This is a genomic window from Parasedimentitalea huanghaiensis (assembly GCF_009753675.1).
In the GTDB taxonomy this organism is placed as follows: domain Bacteria; phylum Pseudomonadota; class Alphaproteobacteria; order Rhodobacterales; family Rhodobacteraceae; genus Parasedimentitalea; species Parasedimentitalea huanghaiensis.
On record NZ_WQLV01000006.1, the window covers coordinates 51,284 to 70,561 of the forward strand.

A 19,278-nucleotide genomic window follows, 5' to 3' on the forward strand; every position below is an offset into this window, starting at 1 on the left:
TCAGGACCCCGCCGACAGTTTGCCTGCCATACCGCGTTCTGGAACTTCGGCGCCCAGCGCCGCTCCAATGGTTGAAATATTGTGGTCCAGCATGCCGATGTAGGTACCTTCATAGGTGCCATCGGCCCCCATCGCATCCGAGAACAACTCGCCGCCAACCCGGACTTCGTGTCCCTGCGCGGCAGCCCCCTCGATCAGTGCCCGCATCGAGCGATCCGAAACAGAGCTTTCGACAAAGACTGCGCTAATCTGACGTTCGACCAGAAGGTTCACCAGTTCTCCGATCCGGTTCAGTCCAGCCTCTGACTGGGTTGAAATACCCTGAATGCCCAGAACCTCGAACCCGTAAGACCGGCCAAAATATCCAAAGGCATCATGGGCTGTAACCAGCACCTTATTGTTCTCTGGCACGGTTGCCAGGACAGCTTCACCATATGCGACCAATTGATCCAGATCGGCCAAGTGAGCCTTCGCATTTGCAGCAAAGGTATCAGCGGCTTCCGGACGTGCATCGGTCAACGCATTTTGCACTTCGACAACAACCAGCTTCCACAGTACCGGGGTCATCCAGACGTGTGGGTCATATTTATCAGCATAGGTATCGTGGCTGCGCAGCATGTCCTTGGGCAGCCCTTCGGCCACTGCAACGACTTGACGCTTACGCTCTAGATCGTGAAAGAAGTCACCCATCTGCGCTTCTAGGTACAGCCCGTGCCACAAAACCAGATCGGCGCGGGTCATCGCAACGATGTCTGACCGGGTTTGACGATAGGCATGCGGATCAACACCGGGGCCCATCAAACCGCGCACCTGAACCAGATCACCGCCAATCTGACGGGCCGCATCTGCAATCATACCCGTGGTCGCTACAATTTTCAGCGGCGCTTCTGCACGCGCAAACCCTGCCGCCAATGGCAGTGACATCACAATCATCAAGCCCATCAAGGCAACCTGGCGAATCCACATCATCGAAGTCCTTTTACGATCTTATCTCGAATATATATGAGAACCATTCGCAACTAAGTCAACGCAAATGCGACTTATTCGCAAATAAGAGTTGTTTTTGTCCAAATAGTCAAATTTTTTGTGCGCATCGCGCGCCAGTTGCTTGCGCAAGGGGCCGCAGTCATGGCACCGTCTCCCCCAAGCTTTCGAGGACGCATGATGGACAGTCAAACAACAGAACGCACCGCGCAGCTGCCGCAGGTGACTGAACCACGCAATCCCGGCATGGCGCTGGATCTGGATTGGGTGGCAGGGGTTCAGGCCAATACCTCGGCCATTGAACGCCGCGCCGCCAGCCTGCCCGGTCGGCGCAGTGTCAAAAAGGACTATCAAGCCGCTTGGTTGCTCAAGGCAATCACCTTGATCGACCTGACCACCCTGTCTGGCGATGATACCGCAGGTCGGGTGCGTCGTCTGTGCTCCAAGGCGCGCCAACCGGTTCGGACAGAATTGCTCGACGCGCTTGGTGTTGATGGCATCACCACCGGAGCGGTCTGCGTCTATCACGATATGATCGCGCCCGCGGTTCAGGCCTTGCAAGGGTCAGGTATTCCTGTTGCGGCTGTTTCAACCGGTTTTCCGGCCGGACTGTCCCCATTTCACCTGCGGCTAGCCGAAATCGAGGAAAGCGTCAAAGCTGGCGCCGAAGAGATCGATATCGTGATTTCCCGGCGGCACGTACTGACGCAGAACTGGCAGGCGTTGTACGATGAAATGAAAGCCTTCCGCACGGCCTGCGGCGACGCCCACGTCAAGGCGATCCTTGCCACGGGTGAGCTGGGAACCCTGCGCAACGTCGCCCGTGCTTCGCTGATCTGCATGATGGCCGGCGCTGATTTCATCAAGACCTCGACCGGCAAGGAAAGCGTCAACGCCACTCTGCCCGTGTCACTGGTGATGATCCGAGCCATCCGCGACTACTACGAACGCACCGGGTATCGGGTCGGCTACAAACCGGCTGGCGGAATATCCAAGGCCAAGGACTCGCTCGTTTACCTCTCTCTGATCAAAGAGGAACTGGGCGATCGCTGGTTGATGCCAGATCTGTTCCGCTTTGGTGCCTCATCGCTGCTGGGCGATATCGAACGTCAATTGGAACACCACGTCACCGGCGCATACTCGGCGGGCTACCGCCACGCGATGGGATAAGGGATCAGAATTATGTCAATCAAAGAGATTTTTGAAACCATGGACTATGGCCCTGCTCCCGAAAGCGTAGTTGAGGCACTCGCCTGGCTGGTGGATCAAGGTGACCGTTTTGGCCACTTTATCGATGGGGCCTTCACCCCTCCTGCCGATGGTTTCGAAAGCCGCAACCCCGCTACAGGTGAGGTTCTGGCAACCCTGACACAGGCCACCCAGTCTGACGTCGACTCTGCCGTGATTGCTGCCCGCAAGGCCCAGCCAAAGTGGGAAGCTCTGGGCGGTCCTGGCCGTGCCAAATATCTCTATGCGCTGGCCCGCCTGCTGCAAAAGCATTCACGCCTGTTTGCGGTTCTGGAAAGCCTCGACAACGGCAAGCCCATCCGCGAAGCCCGCGACATCGATATCCCACTGGCGCAACGGCACTTCTATTATCATGCTGGTATGGCACAGCTGATGGAGGCTGAGCTGCCGGATGTTCAGGCGTTAGGGGTTTGTGGCCAGATCATCCCGTGGAACTTTCCGCTGCTGATGCTGTCGTGGAAAATTGCACCTGCCCTGGCAATGGGCAATACCGTGGTGCTGAAACCTGCTGAATACACCTCGCTGACTGCGCTACTGTTTGCCGACATCTGCAAACAGGCGGGGCTGCCCGCTGGTGTTGTCAACATCGTCACCGGTGACGGGGCCGTGGGCGAGATGATCGTAGCAGCCGAAGTCGACAAAATTGCATTTACCGGCTCCACCTCGGTCGGTCGTCGCATCCGCGAAGCCACTGCCGGGTCCGGCAAAGGACTCACGCTCGAACTGGGTGGAAAATCCCCCTACATAGTCTTCGACGACGCCGACATTGATTCGGCTATCGAAGGCTTGGTGGATGCGATTTGGTTCAATCAGGGCCAGGTTTGCTGCGCCGGCTCTCGCCTTCTGGTACAAGAGGGCGTTGCCGAAGCCTTCCACGCCAAACTGCGCATCAGGATGGACAAACTGCGCATTGGTAACCCGCTGGACAAATGCATCGACGTGGGCGCCATCGTCGACCCGGTGCAGCTGGACACAATCAGCGCTTTGGTCGCCGCCAATACCGCAGGTGAGATGTACCAGCCACAGATCAAAATGCCAGAAGGTGGCTGTTTCTACCCACCAACCCTGATCGAAGGCCTGACCACCTCTGACACTTTGATGCAGGAAGAGATCTTTGGTCCGGTGCTGGTTTCCTCTACTTTCCGCACCCCAGGCGAAGCGGTTGAGATCGCCAATAACACCCGCTACGGCCTCGCCGCCACACTGTGGAGCGAAAACATCAATCTGGCGCTGGATATCGCGCCAAAACTGGTGGCTGGCGTGGTCTGGATCAACGGCACCAACATGTTCGACGCCGCAGCTGGCTTTGGCGGCGTGCGCGAAAGCGGCTTTGGCCGCGAAGGCGGCTGGGAAGGGCTCAGCGCCTATACCAGGCCCAAAGGCAAAACCAAACCGCTGACTCTGATCAAACCGTTTAAAGGTGATGGCGCCCCCGCAGATCCTCTGGACCGCACTGCCAAAATGTATATCGGCGGCAAACAGACCCGCCCCGACAGCGGCTATTCGCAGGCCGTCTACGGCAAATCCGGTTCCCTGTTGGGCCACGTCGGACTGGCCAACCGCAAAGACGTGCGCAATGCAGTCGAGGCCGCAGCCGGTGCCAAAGCCTGGGGCAAGACCACCGGCCACCTGCGGGCTCAGATCCTGTATTACATCGGCGAAAACCTCTCGGCCCGCGCCGACGAATTCGCCAATCGCGTGAACAGTATGACTGGCGCAAAGGGCGGCAAAGCCGAGGTCGAAGCCTCGGTGCAGCGGTTGTTCACCGCTGCAGCCTGGGCCGACAAATATGACGGCCAGGTACATAACGTCCCCATTCGCGGCGTTGCGCTGGCGATGAAGGAACCCACCGGTGTAATTGGAGCGCTCTGCGCAGACGAAGCGCCACTGCTCGGGTTAGTCTCAGTGATGGCCCCTGCCATTGCCATGGGTAACCGGGTGGTTCTGACTGCCTCACAACCTTTTCCGCTGGCTGCCACCGATTTCTACCAGGTGTTGGAAACGTCAGACGTCCCCGGCGGAGTGGTGAATATCCTGACTGGCAGCCATACCGAAGTCGCCAAACCGCTGGCCGCACATCTGAACGTTGACGCAGTCTGGAGCTTCTCCTCCAACAACCTGTCCTCAACAATCGAGTCGGCCTCAGCCGGCAACCTGAAACGCACCTGGGTCAACAATTCACAAGCAGTGGATTGGTCTCTGGATCACTCCAAGCGTTTTCTGCAAGCTGCAACGGAAGTCAAAAACATCTGGGTCCCCTACGGCGAATAGATAGGGATCCTGTTCATCTAGCACTAAATATCCCGGGGGTGTGGGGGCTGGCCCCCACGCCCGCCCCTTCAAAAATCGATTGCGATGCCCTTTTTTTCCCAGTCACCATAGCGCGCCGGGTCCAGCCCATCACGACCACCCAGCTCTTTGGGAGGAGGGGATTTACCCTCAGCCGCTTTGCGACGCTCCTCCGCTTCAGCCAATGCACGCACAGCGGCAGGCGGTAGGTCGGAGGGTTCAGTTGGGGTTTGATCGCTCATCGCGGGTTCCTTTATGCTAATCCCATGATATACGCCCCTGTCCCGCGGGAACAACCCGCATGCCCTCCCCCGCTTTAGGAGCTGAAGATGTCCAAACCCGCCACCCAATCGGCAACACAGGCGCGCCGCAGCGCCATTTATCTGCTGGATCAGGTGTTGGGCGAAAACCGGTTGATGCCCGAAATCCTATCCGCTGGGGCATTGGACAAGCTCGCTCCCGAAGACAGGGCACGCGCCCAAAGACTGGCAATGGAAACCCTGCGTGGGCTGGAACGCGCCGATCGCCTGCTAAAAAAGCACCTGCGCAAAGCCACACCTTTGATGGTTCACAATACACTTCGGCTGGGAACTGTGGAGCTGTGTCAAGGTGCGGCTGCCCACGGGGTGGTAAATTCCATGGTCGAGATTGTCTCCAAGCACAAGCGCCACGGCAAACTCAAAGGTCTGGTCAACGCTGTGCTGCGCAAGATTGCGGAAGAAGGCCCGCAAGACTGGTCTAACCTGCGGGTGCCACGTCTGCCCAAATGGCTGCGCAGCCCTCTAGCGCAGGCCTGGGGCAATCCTGAAATGCTGGAGATTGAAAAGGCGCATTTCAACGGTGCACCATTGGATATCAGTTGCAAACCCGGCACAGACCTGTCCGCTTTGGATGGCGAAGCCCTGCCCACCGGTTCGATTCGCATTACTGACGCCGGACAGGTTACTGCGCTACCAGGCTACAGTGATGGTACATGGTGGGTACAGGACGCTGCTGCGGCTCTTCCGGCAAAAATACTGAACATGAAGGCGGGCGAAACCGCTTTGGATCTTTGCGCCGCCCCAGGTGGTAAGACGATGCAAATGGTTGCGGCCGGAGCCAAGGTCACTGCCGTAGATATCTCCAAAGGCCGCATGGCGCGGGTACAGGAAAACCTGACCCGTACCGGCCTGGTGGCTTCACTGGTTGTTGGTGATGCACTGGAACAGCAGGGACAATATGATGCCGTCCTGCTTGACGCGCCCTGTTCTGCCACCGGCACCATTCGCCGCCACCCTGACCTGCCCCACGCCAAGGATGGCAGCGAATTTGGTCAGTTGATCGAGTTGCAGGCCCAGATGCTGGCACATGCCTGGTCACTGGTTAAACCCGGTGGAAAGCTGCTGTTTTGCACTTGTTCCTTGTTGCCGGACGAAGGCGAATGCCAAGTCGAAGAGGCGCTGGACATGTTCCCTGATATGTCCGTGGATCGCGATGCATTGAACGTACCCGGCGTTGATGCGGCCTGGATTACCAGCGAAGGCGGGCTACGTCTTCGACCGGATTACTGGCCTGATCGTGGTGGCATGGATGGATTCTATATGGCTTGCCTGCGCAAAGCCGCCTAGGTCTTGCCTCCTCACGCATTCAATCGGTGACTTGAGGCTCTGCCCGCGCTATGCTCCAGCCAAACGCCAGCAGAGCGTATGAGGCAGAGAGCATGTCCAGACACGATAGATTGGCGAGTCGAAGCACTCGTTTTATGAACCGCCTTTATGCGCGGCTGTCCCGCAGACAGCCCGCTGCAACCGGCTTCGTATCACAACCCGAACCACGCACCATTGGCAGCTTTGCCCGTGGCCGACAGTTGGTGGCGGGAAACCTGCTGTTTGCCGGATATCTAGTCGAATCACCCACCACCGGGTTGTGGGACGTCGAAGCACCCGACACGGCCTTTGATGCCGAGCGTAACGGCTTTTCCTGGCTCGACGATCTGGCCTCGGTCGGCGATCTACCTGCGCGTGAAAAGGCCCAGAAATGGCTGTGGGGCTGGATCGACTCTCATGGCAATGGCGGGGGACTTGGCTGGTCGCCGGATCTAACCGGTCGCAGGGTCATCCGCTGGATCAACCATGCCCTGTTCCTGTTACGCGGGCAGGACAAAGAAGCCAGCGAAACATTCTACCATTCCCTGTCGCAACAGACGTGGTTCTTATCCCACCGCTGGAAGGGTGCCTCTCCCGGGTTGCCAAGGTTTGAGGCGCTGACCGGATTGATTTACGCAGGGCTAGCACTGGAAGGGCGCGAGGAACTGGCTGACCCCGCGATCAAGGCCCTTGCGCAGGAATGCCAGCAGCAGATTGATGATCAGGGCGGTCTTCCAACCCGCAACCCCGAAGAGCTTCTCGAAGTTTTCACCCTGTTATCATGGGCCGCAGCGGCCCTGCACGAGGCAGGACGCACCGTCCCCCCCGCCCATACCGCAGCAATCGAACGCATTGCCCCCACCCTGCGCACTTTGAGACACAGCGATGGCGGGTTGGCTCGGCTTCATGGCGGCGGACGTGGGCTGGAAGGCTGGCTGGACCACGCATTGGCCGCCAGTCATGTCGTCGAGAGTAAAACCGACGGGTTAGCAATGGGATATGCACGGCTTTCAGCTGGGCGTAGCTCCGTTATTATCGACGCTAGCGCACCACCAACTGGCGCGGCGTCAACCAACGCTCACGCATCAACATTGGCGTTTGAGCTGACCTCAGGGCGGCGGCCATTGGTCGTCAACTGCGGTTCGGGCGAGGCCTTTGGCGTAGAATGGCGCCGCGCGGGACGGGCGACACCGTCGCATTCAACTCTTTGTATTGAAGGTCACTCCAGCGCCCGGCTCAGTGCGCCACAAAAAGGCACCAGCCACGAGATACTGATCGAATCACCAGATCAGGTCCCGGTTGAGATGAGCGAAATTGCCAACGGTTTTCGTTTCCAAGGCGGGCACAATGGTTTTGACCGCCACTTTGGCCTGACCCACGCTCGCAGCCTTGAACTGTCTTTTGATGGCAGGTCACTGTCAGGAGAAGACATGCTGTTGGCGATTGAAGATGAGTCCAAGCACAAGTTCGACAAAGCTATGGATGCGCTATCGCTGGGCGGTGTTGGCTTTGATATCCGGCTACATCTTCATCCTGAAGTGGACGCTGCACTTGACTTGGGTGGCTCAGCAGTATCCATGGCGCTGAGAAGCGGTGAAATCTGGGTATTCCGCCACGATGGAAACTGCGAATTGAAGTTGGAGCCCAGCGTTTATCTGGAAAAAACCCGCCTGAAACCGCGCGCGACAAAACAGATCATTTTATCCGGACGAGCAATGCAGTATGCGACGCGCATCCGGTGGACGCTCAGCAAGGCGCAAGAGACTGCAATTGCCGTGCGCGACCTGAATCGGGATGACCCCGAGATCTTTGACTGAGCCTGCAAAGGACTGCCCTGCCATGACCGAGTTTCACCCCGTACGCCGTGCGCTGCTTTCTGTTTCCGACAAAACTGGCCTGATTGAGCTGGGCAAAGCGCTGGCCGAGCGCGGTGTCGAACTGCTTTCGACTGGCGGCTCCGCCAAGGCGTTGCGCGATGCAGGCCTGACGGTCAAAGATGTGTCCGACGTAACCGGCTTCCCCGAAATGATGGACGGCCGCGTCAAGACACTGCACCCAAACGTGCATGGCGGATTGCTGGCGTTGCGCGATAACGACGATCACGTCGCTGCCATGGATAAACATGGTATCGCAGCCATCGATCTGCTGGTGGTGAACCTCTACCCGTTTGAGGCCACCGTGGCCAAAGGCGCTGATTATGACACCTGCATCGAAAACATCGACATCGGTGGCCCTGCGATGATCCGCGCCGCGGCCAAAAACCACGGCTTTGTCAACGTTGTGGTGGATGTCGAAGACTACGAAAAACTGCTGGGTGATATGGATCAGCACGAGGGTGCCACCTGCCCACGGTTCCGCAAAAAGCTGGCGCAAAAAGCCTATGCCCGCACAGCGGCTTACGACTCGGCTGTGTCCAACTGGATGGCATCCGCGCTGGAACTAGAAGCCCCCAAGCGCCGTGCCTTTGCGGGTGAGCTGAAGCAGACACTGCGCTATGGTGAAAACAGCCACCAAAAGGCTGCTTTTTATACCGATGGATCTGACCGTCCCGGCGTTGCCACCGCGGTTCAGCTGCAGGGCAAGGAACTGTCCTACAACAACATCAACGATACCGACGCCGCCTATGAGCTGGTTGCCGAGTTCGACCCCGCCGAAACCGCTGCTGTTGCAATTATCAAACACGCCAACCCCTGTGGTGTGGCCCGTGGCGCAACTCTGGCCGAAGCCTATCAGCAAGCGTTTGATTGCGACCGCACCTCTGCCTTTGGTGGCATCGTTGCCTTGAACCAGCCGCTGGACGCTGAGACGGCTGCAAAAATCACAGAAATTTTCACCGAAGTTGTGATTGCACCAGGCGCATCCGACGAGGCCAAGGCAATCTTTGCAGCAAAGAAAAACCTGCGCCTGTTGCTGACTGATGGTCTGCCAGACACCCGCGCATCCATTGTGGCCTACAAGCAAGTTGGCGGCGGCATGCTGGTTCAGGACAAAGACGTTGGCTACGTCGATCTCAACGATCTGAAAGTTGTGACTGAAAAAGCCCCGACAGACGAGCAGATGCAAGATCTGCTGTTCGCCTGGAAAGTTGCCAAACACGTCAAATCCAACGCCATTGTCTATGTCAAAGATAATGCAACTGTTGGTGTTGGTGCCGGCCAGATGAGCCGTCTCGACAGCGCCAATGTTGCTGCCTCCAAGGCGCAGCGCATGGCTGATGTTCTGGGACTGGACGAAAGTCTGGCCAAGGGGTCTGCCGTGGCCTCTGACGCATTCTTTCCATTTGCGGACGGTCTGCTGGAAGCCGCTGCAGCGGGTGCCACCTGCGTTATCCAACCCGGTGGATCGATGCGCGATGACGAAGTCATCAAAGCAGCCAATGACGCGGGCATTGCAATGGTGTTCACCGGCATGCGCCACTTCCGTCACTAAAAAGGACAGCAGGGCATGGGCACACGTTGGATGATCTGGGGCGCAGTTGTGGCGTTCCTGTTCGATCAGATAAGCAAATACCTGGTGATACACTCGATGGAGTTGTCCCGAATTCACGCTATCGACGTGTTCCCACCCCTGCTGAACTTTCGTTACGGCGAAAACACTGGTATCAACTTCGGCTTGTTTGGCGACGGGTCTGATGCGTCGCGCTGGATCCTGATTGGCTTGTCCCTGGTCATCTGTGTCGTGGTCGCGGTTTGGATCCGGGGTTGGCACCCATCCCGATGGATGCAGCTGTCAGCGGGCTTGGTGATTGGTGGCGCACTGGGCAATGTCGCTGACCGGTTGCTTTATGGCTATGTGTTGGATTTTCTCAACATGTCGTGTTGTGGCATTCAAAACCCCTTTGTTTTCAACATTGCGGATGTCTTTATCTTTGCTGGCGCTGCCGGTTTGATCGTGTTCGAAAGACAAGGTAAAAAGGCTACGTGACCTTAAGGTTTAAATACTGTAAAAGCGCGTGAAACAGGCAGGAGTACGGGGCCATGCGGATCCCTCTGAGTGTATTTATTCTGGCCACAGCCGTGGTTCTTGCGGGCTGCAGTTCAAAAGGGCTGCGCAGCTTACAGCAACCCAGCACTGGCCCCGATGAATTTCTGGTGATGCCTGCCAAGCCCCTGACTGAGCCAGAAAACTATGCAACGTTACCCACCCCAACCCCGGGTGGTGCCAATCTGACCGATCAAAACCCCTTGGCTGATGCTGTGGTGGCTTTGGGCGGTAATGAGTCATCATTGAACGCAGGCGGCGCCATTCCAGGTAGTGACGGCGCTCTGGTGACTGCCTCCAGCCGCTATGGCGTCGTGCCAAACGTTCGGGCCTCACTCGCAACTGAAGATGCAGCCTTTCGCAAGCGCGAAAACAGAACAGCGCGGTTCAAACTGTTTAATGTTGATCGCTACGAAGAAGCCTACAGAAAAGAAGCCATCAATCCGTTCAAGATCAACAATCTGTTCAGGAACTCCGGTTTTAGCACTCCTTCGGCGCCTCCGGGACAATAGCGCTCACGTTTTCGACAGATCAGCCACGTCATAGCTTGACCGCAACCGATAAGAGCCTGACATATCACTTGAAACGTCTCTAGGCTGAATTGCGTGTATTGCAGTTGCAATGACACGTGCTGACAGGTCTGAGCAAAACAAGGAGGATGCCGCATGATCAAAGGGATCACATGGGCGAGTGCGATCGTCTCGGCCAGCTGGGCTGGCGCCGCTTTCGCGAGCGAAGAACTGGTTTCCAACTTCACGCTTGGCAATGGCATGCAAGTGGTGGTGGTCGAAGATCACCGCGCCCCGGTTGTACAGCATATGGTCTGGTACCGGGCAGGTTCAGCGGATGAGCCAAAAGGCCAGTCTGGCGTGGCGCATTATTTGGAACACCTGCTGTTCAAAGCCACCGAAACCCTGGAATCAGGTGAGCTATCAGCAACTGTTGCCGCCAATGGCGGCAAAGATAATGCTTTTACCAGCTACGACTACACCGCTTACTACCAGCGCGTCGCCGCCGACCGGCTAGAACTGATGATGCGGATGGAAAGTGACCGCATGGTCAATATCCGCTTGACCGAGCGTGATATTGAAACCGAACGTGAGGTGATCCTGGAAGAACGCAACCAGCGGACCGACAACAACCCGCGCGCGCTCTTTCGCGAGCAGTCAAATGCGGTGCAATACCACAATCACCGCTATGGAGTACCCATCATCGGCTGGCGCCATGAAATGGAGACTTTGGACATGGAGGATGCGTTATCTTTCTACGGCACCTATTACGCCCCTAACAACGCCATCCTGGTGGTGTCAGGCGATGTTGACCCGGACGAAGTAAACCGATTGGCCGAACAGTATTACGGTGTCATCCCAGCCAACCCTGATTTGCCCGACCGCTTGCGCACCGAGGAACCTCCACAAACTGCTGCACGTCGGCTGACCTTCAAAGACGCCCGCGTCGCCCAGCCCTATGTACAGCGCTCATATCTGGCGCCAGAACGGGATGCGGGAGATCAACAGCAAGCCGCTGCACTCTTTTTGTTGTCCGAACTGCTTGGTGGCGGCACAACGTCTTATCTGACCAACGCCCTGCAATTCGAACAGCAGGTCGCAGTTTACACCGGCGCGTTCTACTCAGGCATGTCGCTGGACGACACAACCTTTTCATTTCTGGTCGTGCCCGCCGAAGGCATATCGCTGCAACAGGCCGAAGAGGCTTTGGACCAGACTTATGCAGCCTTTTTGGAAGATGGCGTAGATGCAGAGCAGTTGGACCGGATCAAACTGCAACTGCGAGCTTCTGAAATTTATGCGCGTGACAACGTCGATGGCATCGCTAACCGCTATGGCCGGGCACTAACCTCGGGACTGACAATCGAGGATGTTCAAGCTTGGCCCGACATTTTGCAGGCCGTCACAGCTGACGAAATTATCGCAGTTGCGAAACAAGTGCTCCGCCCCGAGGTCTCGGTGACCGGCTGGTTGATGCGGGATGAGGAGGCAATCCAATGATGGGTTTCAAACAGGTGATGGCGGCCCTGACCGCCTGTGTATTGGCATTGCCGGCACTGGCTGAGGTGAAAATCAAAGAAGTCACCTCACCAGGTGGTATCACCGCTTGGCTGGTCGAGGATCACTCGATCCCTTTCACCGCACTAGAGCTACGGTTTCGTGGCGGCACCTCACTGGATGCCCCTGGCAAACGAGGCGCCATCTATCTGATGGCTGGTCTGCTCGAAGAGGGCGCTGGCGACCTGATGGCGCAGGACTATGCCAAAGCTCTCGAAGGGCTGGCGGCGTCGTTCTCCTATGACACCAGCAAAGACAGCGCTTCGATTTCCGCCCGTTTCCTGAGCGAAAACCGGGGGGAAGCCATCGCTTTGCTGCGCGATACCATCCATGCGCCCCGGTTTGATCAAATTGCTCTGGATCGGGTACGTGGTCAGGTCCTGTCCGGTCTGCGCTCGGATGCCAAAGACCCCAATGACATTGCAGGCCGCGCCTTCGCGGCAATGGCCTATGGCGATCACCCGTATGGTACGGATGGTAAAGGCACCATCGAGAGCGTCACAGCGCTCAATCGGCAAGATATCATTGATGCCCACCAGGCAGTCTTTGCCCGGGATCGACTCTATGTCGGTGCGGTGGGTGATATTGATCCAAAACAGTTGGGCGAGTTGTTGGATACATTGCTCGGCGATCTGCCCGAAACGGGCGCTGCAATCCCCGGCCCCGCCAAGGTTACCATTCCCGGCGGTGTCACCGTGGTTGACTTTGACACCCCACAATCGGTGGCTCTGTTTGGTCAGATCGGCATCGACCGCGATGATCCACGGTTCTTTACAGCCTATGTGATGAACCAAATCCTTGGAGGTGGCTCATTTGCAAGCCGCCTAATGAGTGAGGTCCGCGAAAAGCGTGGTTTGACCTATGGCGTATATTCTTACTTGGTGCCGCGTGATCTGGCAGCGGTCTATATGGGCTCTGTCGCTTCGGCCAATGGCAAAGTCGCAGAAGCGGTCCATGTGATCCGCGAGGAATGGCGCCGGATGGCCACCGATGGCATAACGCCAAAGGAATTGCAGGATGCTCAGACCTATCTAACGGGCGCCTACCCGCTGCGATTTGATGGCAATGGCCCCATTGCTTCGATCATGGTGGGAATGCAGATGCAGGGCCTACCAATCGACTATATTGCCACCCGAAACGACAAAGTGAACGCAGTGACGCTGGAAGATGTAAACCAGCTGGCCGCTGAATTACTGGATCCTGACGGGTTGCATTTTACTGTGGTTGGTCGCCCCGAGGGGCTGGAATCATCGTCTGAATAATCCAAAACGGCGGCAGTTCAACCTGCCGCCGTTGCTTTATTTAGCTACAAATATCCCCGCCGGAGGCAGCGGCCAAGGGCCGCTCACTCGGCCGCTGTTACAGCCCCAAGACATCAACCATATCATACTGGCCTGGGGCCTTGTCCTGCCCCCACAACGCAGCCTTTAGCGCGCCACGGGCAAAGATTGCGCGATCCGTCGCCATATGACGCAGCACAATACGCTCACCTGCAGCAGCAAATAACACGTCATGCTCTCCCACGATGTCGCCGCCACGAATGGCGCTGAACCCGATATCACCCCGCTTGCGCGCTCCAGTGATGCCGTCACGGCCACTGTCAGACACGTCTGACAGGGTCACACCCCGGCCCTCTGCTGCGGCTTCCCCCAACATCAAGGCTGTGCCTGAAGGTGCGTCTACTTTGTGATGGTGATGTGCCTCGATCACCTCGATGTCGAAATCCTCATCCAATGCAGCCGCAACCTTCTTGGTCAGCTGAACCAGCAGGTTCACGCCCAGGCTCATATTGCCCGCCCGCACAATGGCGGCATGACGCGCAGCAGGTTCAAGCTGGGCAATCTGCGCCTCGGACATCCCCGTGGTACCGATCACATGCACCGCCCGCGCCTGCGCTGCCAGCGCGGCAAACTCCAGCGTCGCTTCGGGTGCCGTGAAATCAATCACCGCCTGAGCTTTGGAAAACGCTTCTAGCGCGTCGTCGGTCACGTTGACACCAATCGCCGCTCCGCCCATCGCAACGCCGATATCCTGACCAACCCAGGTATGACCCGAACGTTCGACGACACCCACCAGTCGTGCCTTGTCGCTTTCCAGCACTGTTCGGATCAGCATCTGCCCCATCCGCCCCGACCCACCGGTAATCACGATCCCTGGCCTATCCGTCATTTGCCCTACCCTTTTCTCTCAAGCTGCTTTTTTCCTAACCGCTCTGGCACCGCTTGGCAAAGTCTCACTTTGTGCTTAAATCGGATGTATGGCTAAGAACAAATTCAATGATGGTGCTCCTTCTCAACGACAACTGCGTGTTGGCGAACTCATCCGACGTGCCTTGTCGGAAGTGTTGGCGCGTGGCGACGTCCATGATGCCGAGCTGAACCGTCTCTCTATCACCGTCGGCGAGGTCCGCACCTCTCCCGACCTCCGTATCGCCACCTGTTATGTGCTGCCACTGGGCGGCAAGGGCAAAGAGGACGTGCTGAAACTGCTCGCCAAGAACATGGGAGAGCTGCGCCGTCTGGTATCCAAGAAAACCGCGCTGAAGCATTCGCCGGAGTTCCGGTTCCGTCTGGACGAGACCTTTGACCGGATGGATGAAACTGAACGGTTGCTGAACCAGGACGTGGTGCGCCGCGACATCGAAGAGTGATCAGGGCGCTGCTGGTATTGCTGGCAGCGCTTGGTGCTGCCCCTGTTGCAGCGCTGGACTGCAATGACATCGCCTATGATGGCAACCGCTTCACGGTGTGCGAGGTCGACGCTTCCACGGAAAAACTCCAACTGTTCCTGCGTAACGATCAAGGCAAGGTATATGGCCAGTTTTCCGCGATCGACGCGGCGCTGGCGCAAGACGGTCAAAAACTCGCCTTTGCCACCAATGCCGGTATGTATCACTCCGACCGTTCGCCAGTTGGTCTATACATCGAAAACCAACAGCAACAAATGCGGCTGATCCCCAACGCCGGCCCCGGTAACTTTGGCCTACTGCCCAATGGCGTGTTCTGCATGCGCCCCGGACGTGCCGATGTCTATGAAAGTCTGCAGTATCGCGATTCGGGCGTGAACTGCACCCACGCCACTCAATCCGGCCCGATGTTGGTGATCGAAGGCGAGTTGCACCCTCGGTTTTTGGTCGACTCAAATTCCTATTATATCCGAAACGGCGTTGGCACCTCGGCAGATGGCAAACGCGTTGTCTTTGCTATTTCCCGCAACGCCGTCACCTTTCACCAGTTCGGCCGCCTGTTTCGCGACCACCTGAAACTCCCCAGCGCGTTGTATTTCGACGGTAACATTTCTCGCCTGCATGCGCCCTCTGTGGGACGTAGCGATAACGGGTTCATGATGGGACCAGTGGTTGGTGTGGTTGAGGCGAACGACTAGCAGTTAAGTCGATGGTGCGTGCAAGCACACACCCTACGTTAGCTGAGCGGTTGCAGTTCCTGTCAAAGCTGGGCTTGTTTTCCGAAGTGGAATTGACAGGCCTCCCCCCATCAGCTACCCCGCGCGCCTCACTGTAATTCGGGGAACGACATGGCACGCAAACGCAAAGGCCGCGATATTTCTGGTTGGTTGGTAGTAGACAAACCCGCTGGCATCACCTCGACCTCGGTTGTGAACAAGGTCCGCTGGGCACTGGACGCCAAGAAAGCCGGCCATGCAGGCACCCTAGACCCCGAGGCAACCGGTGTACTGGCCGTGGCCTTAGGTGAAGCGACCAAGACCGTTCCGTATATCACCGACGCGCTGAAAGCATACCAGTTTACCGTTCGACTGGGTCAAGCCACCAATACCGATGACACCGAGGGCGAAGTCATCGCCACCAGCGATGCCCGCCCCTCGGATGACGAAATCATCGCCGCCCTGCCGCAGTTTCTGGGTGACATCATGCAGGTGCCCCCTAAGTTTTCAGCGGTGAAGATCGACGGCCAGCGCGCTTATAAACTGGCCCGCGATGGCGAAGATGTTGAACTGGCTGCTCGCCCCCTCTGGGTCGAGGAACTGCTGCTGGTGGATCGCCCTGATGCCGACCATGTGACGCTTGAAATGACCTGCGGCAAAGGCGGCTATGTGCGCTCGATCGCCCGTGATCTGGGGGCCTCGCTGGGCTGTCACGGCCACGTACGCGAATTGCGCCGGGTTTGGTCTGGCCCGTTTGACGTTGAAAACGGGCTGACCCTTGACCGCATCGAAGAAATCGCCCGCACACCGGAGCTGGATACTTTCATCCAGCCGCTGGAAATTGGGCTGGCAGATCTGCCCGAACTGAAATGCACCCCCGAAGGTGCTGCCAAACTGCGCAATGGCAACCCCGGCATGGTGTTGGCCGCCACCGTCGAATATGGCGATGAAGCCTGGGCCTCGCTGGATGGTGAGGCCGTTGCTGTTGGCACCTACAAGGCAGGTGAATTGCACCCAAGCCGGGTGTTTGTGCGGTAAGCCAACAAAACTTGCACCTTCAACTCAGGCGTGCTTTCAATCCATAGATGTCCGTTTAGGGCGAATGAAATTGGGGGCAAGCGGAGGAGAATTGTCAGACGTTAGCGAATTGCTATGAGTTTCAGCTGTTCAAAGTAATCGCCGAGAATTTTTCGCTATGGCCGGTCGTGTTTTTGATCACCTTTCTTGCTTTACTGATCTGGGCAATTTGGAATCCGGCGCAGTTTTCGGCCTTGTTTAATAGAGTTGAGAGCGTGAAAATCTCAGGCGTCGAAGTCAAGCTAAGCAAGCTGGAAGAGAAGTTTAAGGAAACCAATTTTCAGCTTGTAGAGCTGGAAGAAGAAAACAGCCGACTGAATTCGCTTTACACAACTTTTGACCCCGATGCCCCGAAGGAAGCATTGGAAAAAGTTCGGCAGGAATTAAAGGTGTTAGCTGGCAATATGGACGGCTCCTCTCCTATCCTTGACGGGTTGCGCAGCGGGGCCGATCCAGAGGATATCTTTGCGGCAGCTGAGATCCTGCGAGCAAATCGGGATTTTTCGATGTTCGACCCACTTATTGCCAGCATTGATCGCATAGCATCAGACCCAAGGCTTGAGGACCTTAGATACCAAACGGTCTGGAGCCTGGCGTCTGCAGCGCACCGAATTATTCTAGCGGCGGTAAAACACTCGGATGCCCCCAAACTGACAACAGCTCAGTTAGAGACCGCACGATCTGCTTTAACTAAACTGGGGTCCAATCCCCACGTCCAACTAGACCGCCCCGACAGCCCCAAACAGGGTATTCGCGGCCCCGTTGGATATGCCCTGAACTGGATTGAAATTGGGTTGGAAAAGCAGTTGAAGGCGAAGTAGGTCACTGGTTGCGAACTGATCCAATTTGGACCAGAACTGCAAGATGATCACCCGCTCCCATACCAAGGGCGACGCGCCCTCAACTGCCGTGTATTCCGATTGCGAGACCTATCGCTATAGCCTGACCCGCGTCTGGGATGAGGCGGGCAAGAAGGTGATGTTCGTGATGTTGAATCCGTCCACCGCAACCGAAGTCCAGAACGACCCCACCATTGAGCGCTGTGAACGGCGGGCCAGATCGCTGGGGTTTGGCGGTTTTCGTGCCACCAATATCTTTGCCTATCGTGCCACCGACCCAAAAGACATGCGCGCCGCTGCCGATCCATCCGGTCCAGACAATGACGCTGCTATCCTGGCAGGAATGGACTGGGCCGATCAGGTGGTTTGTGGCTGGGGCACCAATGGCGAACACCTGAACCAAGGACCACGCGTAGAAGCTCTGCTACGGGCCAGCGGTCACAAACTCTACCAGTTGGGGATTAGTAAAGCAGGTCACCCAAAACACCCCCTCTACATCGCTTATAAGCAAGAACCCCAGCTCTGGGTTTGATATCAACCGGATCTCAACTGTTAACCTTTGTTCCCGATTTGTTTTGCCTGATCTTCGACAAAATGCAACACTGATCCCTGTTAATGAGTCTCCATGGGTGTGGGGTGTGTAAATGATCTGGTTGGCAAGTCTCCTTGGCCTGATGGCTATGGGTGGAACCCTGTTCGTTGGCGACGACGACGTTGCAAACAACACTAGCGAAGACGACGAGCCCCGAGGCGGTGGCCAGGTGCCGTCCTCAGGGTCAGGAGAGGTGCAACCCCTGTCCAGCCTTCTTCCCTCGGATACCCCATCCGAGGAAAGTGACATTCTGTCTGGCGGTGATGGTGATGATCATCTGGCAGGTGGGCTTGGTGATGATCAGATCAACGGGTATGACGGCGACGATCTGCTAGAGGGCGGTGGTGACAACGATCAGCTCTTTGGGGGTGAAGGCGTTGATACACTGGCCGGTGGTGATGGGTCTGATTTGCTGCATGGCCAGGGTGGCGATGACCAGCTGCTTGGCGAGAATGGCAGCGACAGCCTGTACGGCCACTTTGGCAATGACTTGATCCAAGGCGGCGGCGGCGATGATACCGCTCATGGTGGGCAGGATGATGACACCCTGGTTGGCGGTAGTGGAAATGACGCCTTACATGGCAACTACGGCAATGACTCTCTTGCAGGTGGCAGTGGCAGTGACACCCTGTTCGGCGGAGTTGGCGATGATTTAGTCTCTGGCGCTGATGACGGTGACACACGCGATTTTATCAACGGTGGCGATGGGGATGATACCCTAGTGGCCGGCGCAAACGATGTACTGACCACGGGAGATGGTGCGGATCAAATCATCGTCGGGAATTGGATTGACGCAGACCAGTCCATCGAAATGATGGACTTCGACCCAACCGAGGATCAGTTGGTTCTACTTTGGGATCTGCAGACCCAACCGGACCCGGACATCGAAGTTGAAGCAGACCCGGATAGCCCCGAATACAGCGTTATTCGCGTTAACGGCACCGAGGTGTTGCGGGTCAATAGTTCCGCCAATCTCACAGCCTCCGACATAACTCTGCTGGATCAGGACAGCAGTGACGTGATCGGACTTCCCTTTAGCTGATCCATCGACGGGCCCAGACCGCTGCAGCTCGCAGAATACCTTTGCCATTTCTTCCAGAACCGCCTATATCCGCGCATCCGCCATGGATTCGCGCGCTTTGTGCTGTGCATGGTGGGGACGACTCCATGGGCCT

18 protein-coding genes are annotated in these 19,278 nt (G+C 57.1%); 15 read left to right on the forward strand and 3 right to left on the reverse strand.

The features are described from left to right. Entirely contained in the window at nucleotides 1-966 is a 966-nt protein-coding gene (locus GO984_RS11145; RefSeq protein ID WP_157022796.1) for a metal ABC transporter solute-binding protein, Zn/Mn family, read from the reverse strand. A 198-nt stretch (nucleotides 967-1,164) separates the two neighbouring features. Here GO984_RS11145 and deoC point away from each other — a divergent pair, with 198 nt between their 5' ends. After that, on the forward strand, nucleotides 1,165-2,154 hold the full coding sequence (gene deoC / locus GO984_RS11150) for a deoxyribose-phosphate aldolase (protein ID WP_157022797.1): 990 nt from the start codon (nucleotides 1,165-1,167) through the stop codon (nucleotides 2,152-2,154). 12 nt (nucleotides 2,155-2,166) lie between these two features. Further along, nucleotides 2,167-4,503, forward strand: a complete 2,337-nt coding sequence (locus GO984_RS11155; protein ID WP_157022620.1) for an aldehyde dehydrogenase family protein — start codon at nucleotides 2,167-2,169, stop codon at nucleotides 4,501-4,503. Nucleotides 4,504-4,571: 68 nt separating this feature from the next. Here GO984_RS11155 and GO984_RS11160 read toward each other — a convergent pair whose 3' ends face one another. Next, on the reverse strand, nucleotides 4,572-4,763 hold the full coding sequence (locus tag GO984_RS11160; protein WP_138162957.1) for a DUF1674 domain-containing protein: 192 nt from the start codon (nucleotides 4,761-4,763) through the stop codon (nucleotides 4,572-4,574). A gap of 87 nt (nucleotides 4,764-4,850) precedes the next feature. Between GO984_RS11160 and GO984_RS11165 the strand changes: the two genes are divergently transcribed. The 7 genes from GO984_RS11165 (at nucleotide 4,851) to GO984_RS11195 (ending at nucleotide 13,455) form a co-directional block, all read left to right on the forward strand. Beyond that, complete coding sequence (locus tag GO984_RS11165) at nucleotides 4,851-6,128, forward strand: RsmB/NOP family class I SAM-dependent RNA methyltransferase (RefSeq protein WP_157022621.1); 1,278 nt, start codon at nucleotides 4,851-4,853, stop codon at nucleotides 6,126-6,128. Nucleotides 6,129-6,220: 92 nt separating this feature from the next. Continuing rightward, entirely contained in the window at nucleotides 6,221-7,963 is a 1,743-nt protein-coding gene (locus GO984_RS11170) for a heparinase II/III family protein (protein ID WP_157022622.1), read from the forward strand. Nucleotides 7,964-7,985: 22 nt separating this feature from the next. Next, complete coding sequence (gene purH / locus GO984_RS11175; protein ID WP_157022623.1) at nucleotides 7,986-9,575, forward strand: bifunctional phosphoribosylaminoimidazolecarboxamide formyltransferase/IMP cyclohydrolase; 1,590 nt, start codon at nucleotides 7,986-7,988, stop codon at nucleotides 9,573-9,575. Nucleotides 9,576-9,590: 15 nt separating this feature from the next. Beyond that, nucleotides 9,591-10,070: a signal peptidase II gene (lspA, locus tag GO984_RS11180; protein WP_157022624.1), complete on the forward strand. Its 480-nt coding sequence runs from the start codon at nucleotides 9,591-9,593 to the stop codon at nucleotides 10,068-10,070. 53 nt (nucleotides 10,071-10,123) lie between these two features. Further along, complete coding sequence (locus tag GO984_RS11185) at nucleotides 10,124-10,639, forward strand: DUF3035 domain-containing protein (RefSeq protein ID WP_157022625.1); 516 nt, start codon at nucleotides 10,124-10,126, stop codon at nucleotides 10,637-10,639. 153 nt (nucleotides 10,640-10,792) lie between these two features. Beyond that, nucleotides 10,793-12,136, forward strand: coding sequence for a M16 family metallopeptidase (locus GO984_RS11190; protein ID WP_157022626.1), 1,344 nt, complete (start codon nucleotides 10,793-10,795; stop codon nucleotides 12,134-12,136). Further along, the gene (locus tag GO984_RS11195; RefSeq protein WP_157022627.1) at nucleotides 12,133-13,455 is read left to right on the forward strand and encodes a M16 family metallopeptidase; all 1,323 of its coding nucleotides are present in this window, start codon (nucleotides 12,133-12,135) and stop codon (nucleotides 13,453-13,455) included. Before GO984_RS11190 ends, GO984_RS11195 begins: the two co-directional genes overlap by 4 nt. A gap of 97 nt (nucleotides 13,456-13,552) precedes the next feature. Here GO984_RS11195 and dapB read toward each other — a convergent pair whose 3' ends face one another. Then, entirely contained in the window at nucleotides 13,553-14,362 is an 810-nt protein-coding gene (dapB, locus tag GO984_RS11200) for a 4-hydroxy-tetrahydrodipicolinate reductase (RefSeq protein WP_157022628.1), read from the reverse strand. An 88-nt stretch (nucleotides 14,363-14,450) separates the two neighbouring features. Between dapB and rbfA the strand changes: the two genes are divergently transcribed. From rbfA to GO984_RS11230, 6 genes are all read left to right on the forward strand, one after another. Next, nucleotides 14,451-14,843, forward strand: coding sequence for a 30S ribosome-binding factor RbfA (gene rbfA, locus GO984_RS11205; RefSeq protein ID WP_138162948.1), 393 nt, complete (start codon nucleotides 14,451-14,453; stop codon nucleotides 14,841-14,843). Next, complete coding sequence (locus GO984_RS11210; protein ID WP_342448078.1) at nucleotides 14,840-15,577, forward strand: phosphodiester glycosidase family protein; 738 nt, start codon at nucleotides 14,840-14,842, stop codon at nucleotides 15,575-15,577. The genes rbfA and GO984_RS11210 overlap by 4 nt, the downstream gene beginning before the upstream one ends. Before the next feature lie 150 nt (nucleotides 15,578-15,727). After that, nucleotides 15,728-16,633, forward strand: coding sequence for a tRNA pseudouridine(55) synthase TruB (truB, locus tag GO984_RS11215; RefSeq protein WP_157022629.1), 906 nt, complete (start codon nucleotides 15,728-15,730; stop codon nucleotides 16,631-16,633). A gap of 173 nt (nucleotides 16,634-16,806) precedes the next feature. Beyond that, nucleotides 16,807-17,493: a hypothetical protein gene (locus tag GO984_RS11220; protein WP_157022630.1), complete on the forward strand. Its 687-nt coding sequence runs from the start codon at nucleotides 16,807-16,809 to the stop codon at nucleotides 17,491-17,493. Between the two features lie 43 nt (nucleotides 17,494-17,536). Beyond that, complete coding sequence (locus GO984_RS11225; protein WP_157022631.1) at nucleotides 17,537-18,043, forward strand: DUF1643 domain-containing protein; 507 nt, start codon at nucleotides 17,537-17,539, stop codon at nucleotides 18,041-18,043. A gap of 112 nt (nucleotides 18,044-18,155) precedes the next feature. After that, entirely contained in the window at nucleotides 18,156-19,145 is a 990-nt protein-coding gene (locus GO984_RS11230) for a calcium-binding protein (protein ID WP_157022632.1), read from the forward strand. Nucleotides 19,146-19,278 lie beyond the last annotated feature (133 nt).

Excerpts from the sequence above, each read along its gene's own strand:
- GO984_RS11185 (WP_157022625.1), top strand. The coding sequence starts at position 10,124 with ATGCGGATCCCTCTGAGTGTATTTATTCTGGCCACAGCCGTGGTTCTT.
- deoC (WP_157022797.1), top strand. The coding sequence starts at position 1,165 with ATGGACAGTCAAACAACAGAACGCACCGCGCAGCTGCCGCAGGTGACT.
- rbfA (WP_138162948.1), top strand. The coding sequence starts at position 14,451 with ATGGCTAAGAACAAATTCAATGATGGTGCTCCTTCTCAACGACAACTG.
- GO984_RS11145 (WP_157022796.1), bottom strand. The coding sequence starts at position 966 with ATGTGGATTCGCCAGGTTGCCTTGATGGGCTTGATGATTGTGATGTCA.
- GO984_RS11225 (WP_157022631.1), top strand. The coding sequence starts at position 17,537 with ATGATCACCCGCTCCCATACCAAGGGCGACGCGCCCTCAACTGCCGTG.
- GO984_RS11170 (WP_157022622.1), top strand. The coding sequence starts at position 6,221 with ATGTCCAGACACGATAGATTGGCGAGTCGAAGCACTCGTTTTATGAAC.
- GO984_RS11195 (WP_157022627.1), top strand. The coding sequence starts at position 12,133 with ATGATGGGTTTCAAACAGGTGATGGCGGCCCTGACCGCCTGTGTATTG.
- dapB (WP_157022628.1), bottom strand. The coding sequence starts at position 14,362 with ATGACGGATAGGCCAGGGATCGTGATTACCGGTGGGTCGGGGCGGATG.
- GO984_RS11190 (WP_157022626.1), top strand. The coding sequence starts at position 10,793 with ATGATCAAAGGGATCACATGGGCGAGTGCGATCGTCTCGGCCAGCTGG.
- lspA (WP_157022624.1), top strand. The coding sequence starts at position 9,591 with ATGGGCACACGTTGGATGATCTGGGGCGCAGTTGTGGCGTTCCTGTTC.
- purH (WP_157022623.1), top strand. The coding sequence starts at position 7,986 with ATGACCGAGTTTCACCCCGTACGCCGTGCGCTGCTTTCTGTTTCCGAC.
- GO984_RS11160 (WP_138162957.1), bottom strand. The coding sequence starts at position 4,763 with ATGAGCGATCAAACCCCAACTGAACCCTCCGACCTACCGCCTGCCGCT.
- GO984_RS11155 (WP_157022620.1), top strand. The coding sequence starts at position 2,167 with ATGTCAATCAAAGAGATTTTTGAAACCATGGACTATGGCCCTGCTCCC.
- truB (WP_157022629.1), top strand. The coding sequence starts at position 15,728 with ATGGCACGCAAACGCAAAGGCCGCGATATTTCTGGTTGGTTGGTAGTA.
- GO984_RS11230 (WP_157022632.1), top strand. The coding sequence starts at position 18,156 with ATGATCTGGTTGGCAAGTCTCCTTGGCCTGATGGCTATGGGTGGAACC.
- GO984_RS11165 (WP_157022621.1), top strand. The coding sequence starts at position 4,851 with ATGTCCAAACCCGCCACCCAATCGGCAACACAGGCGCGCCGCAGCGCC.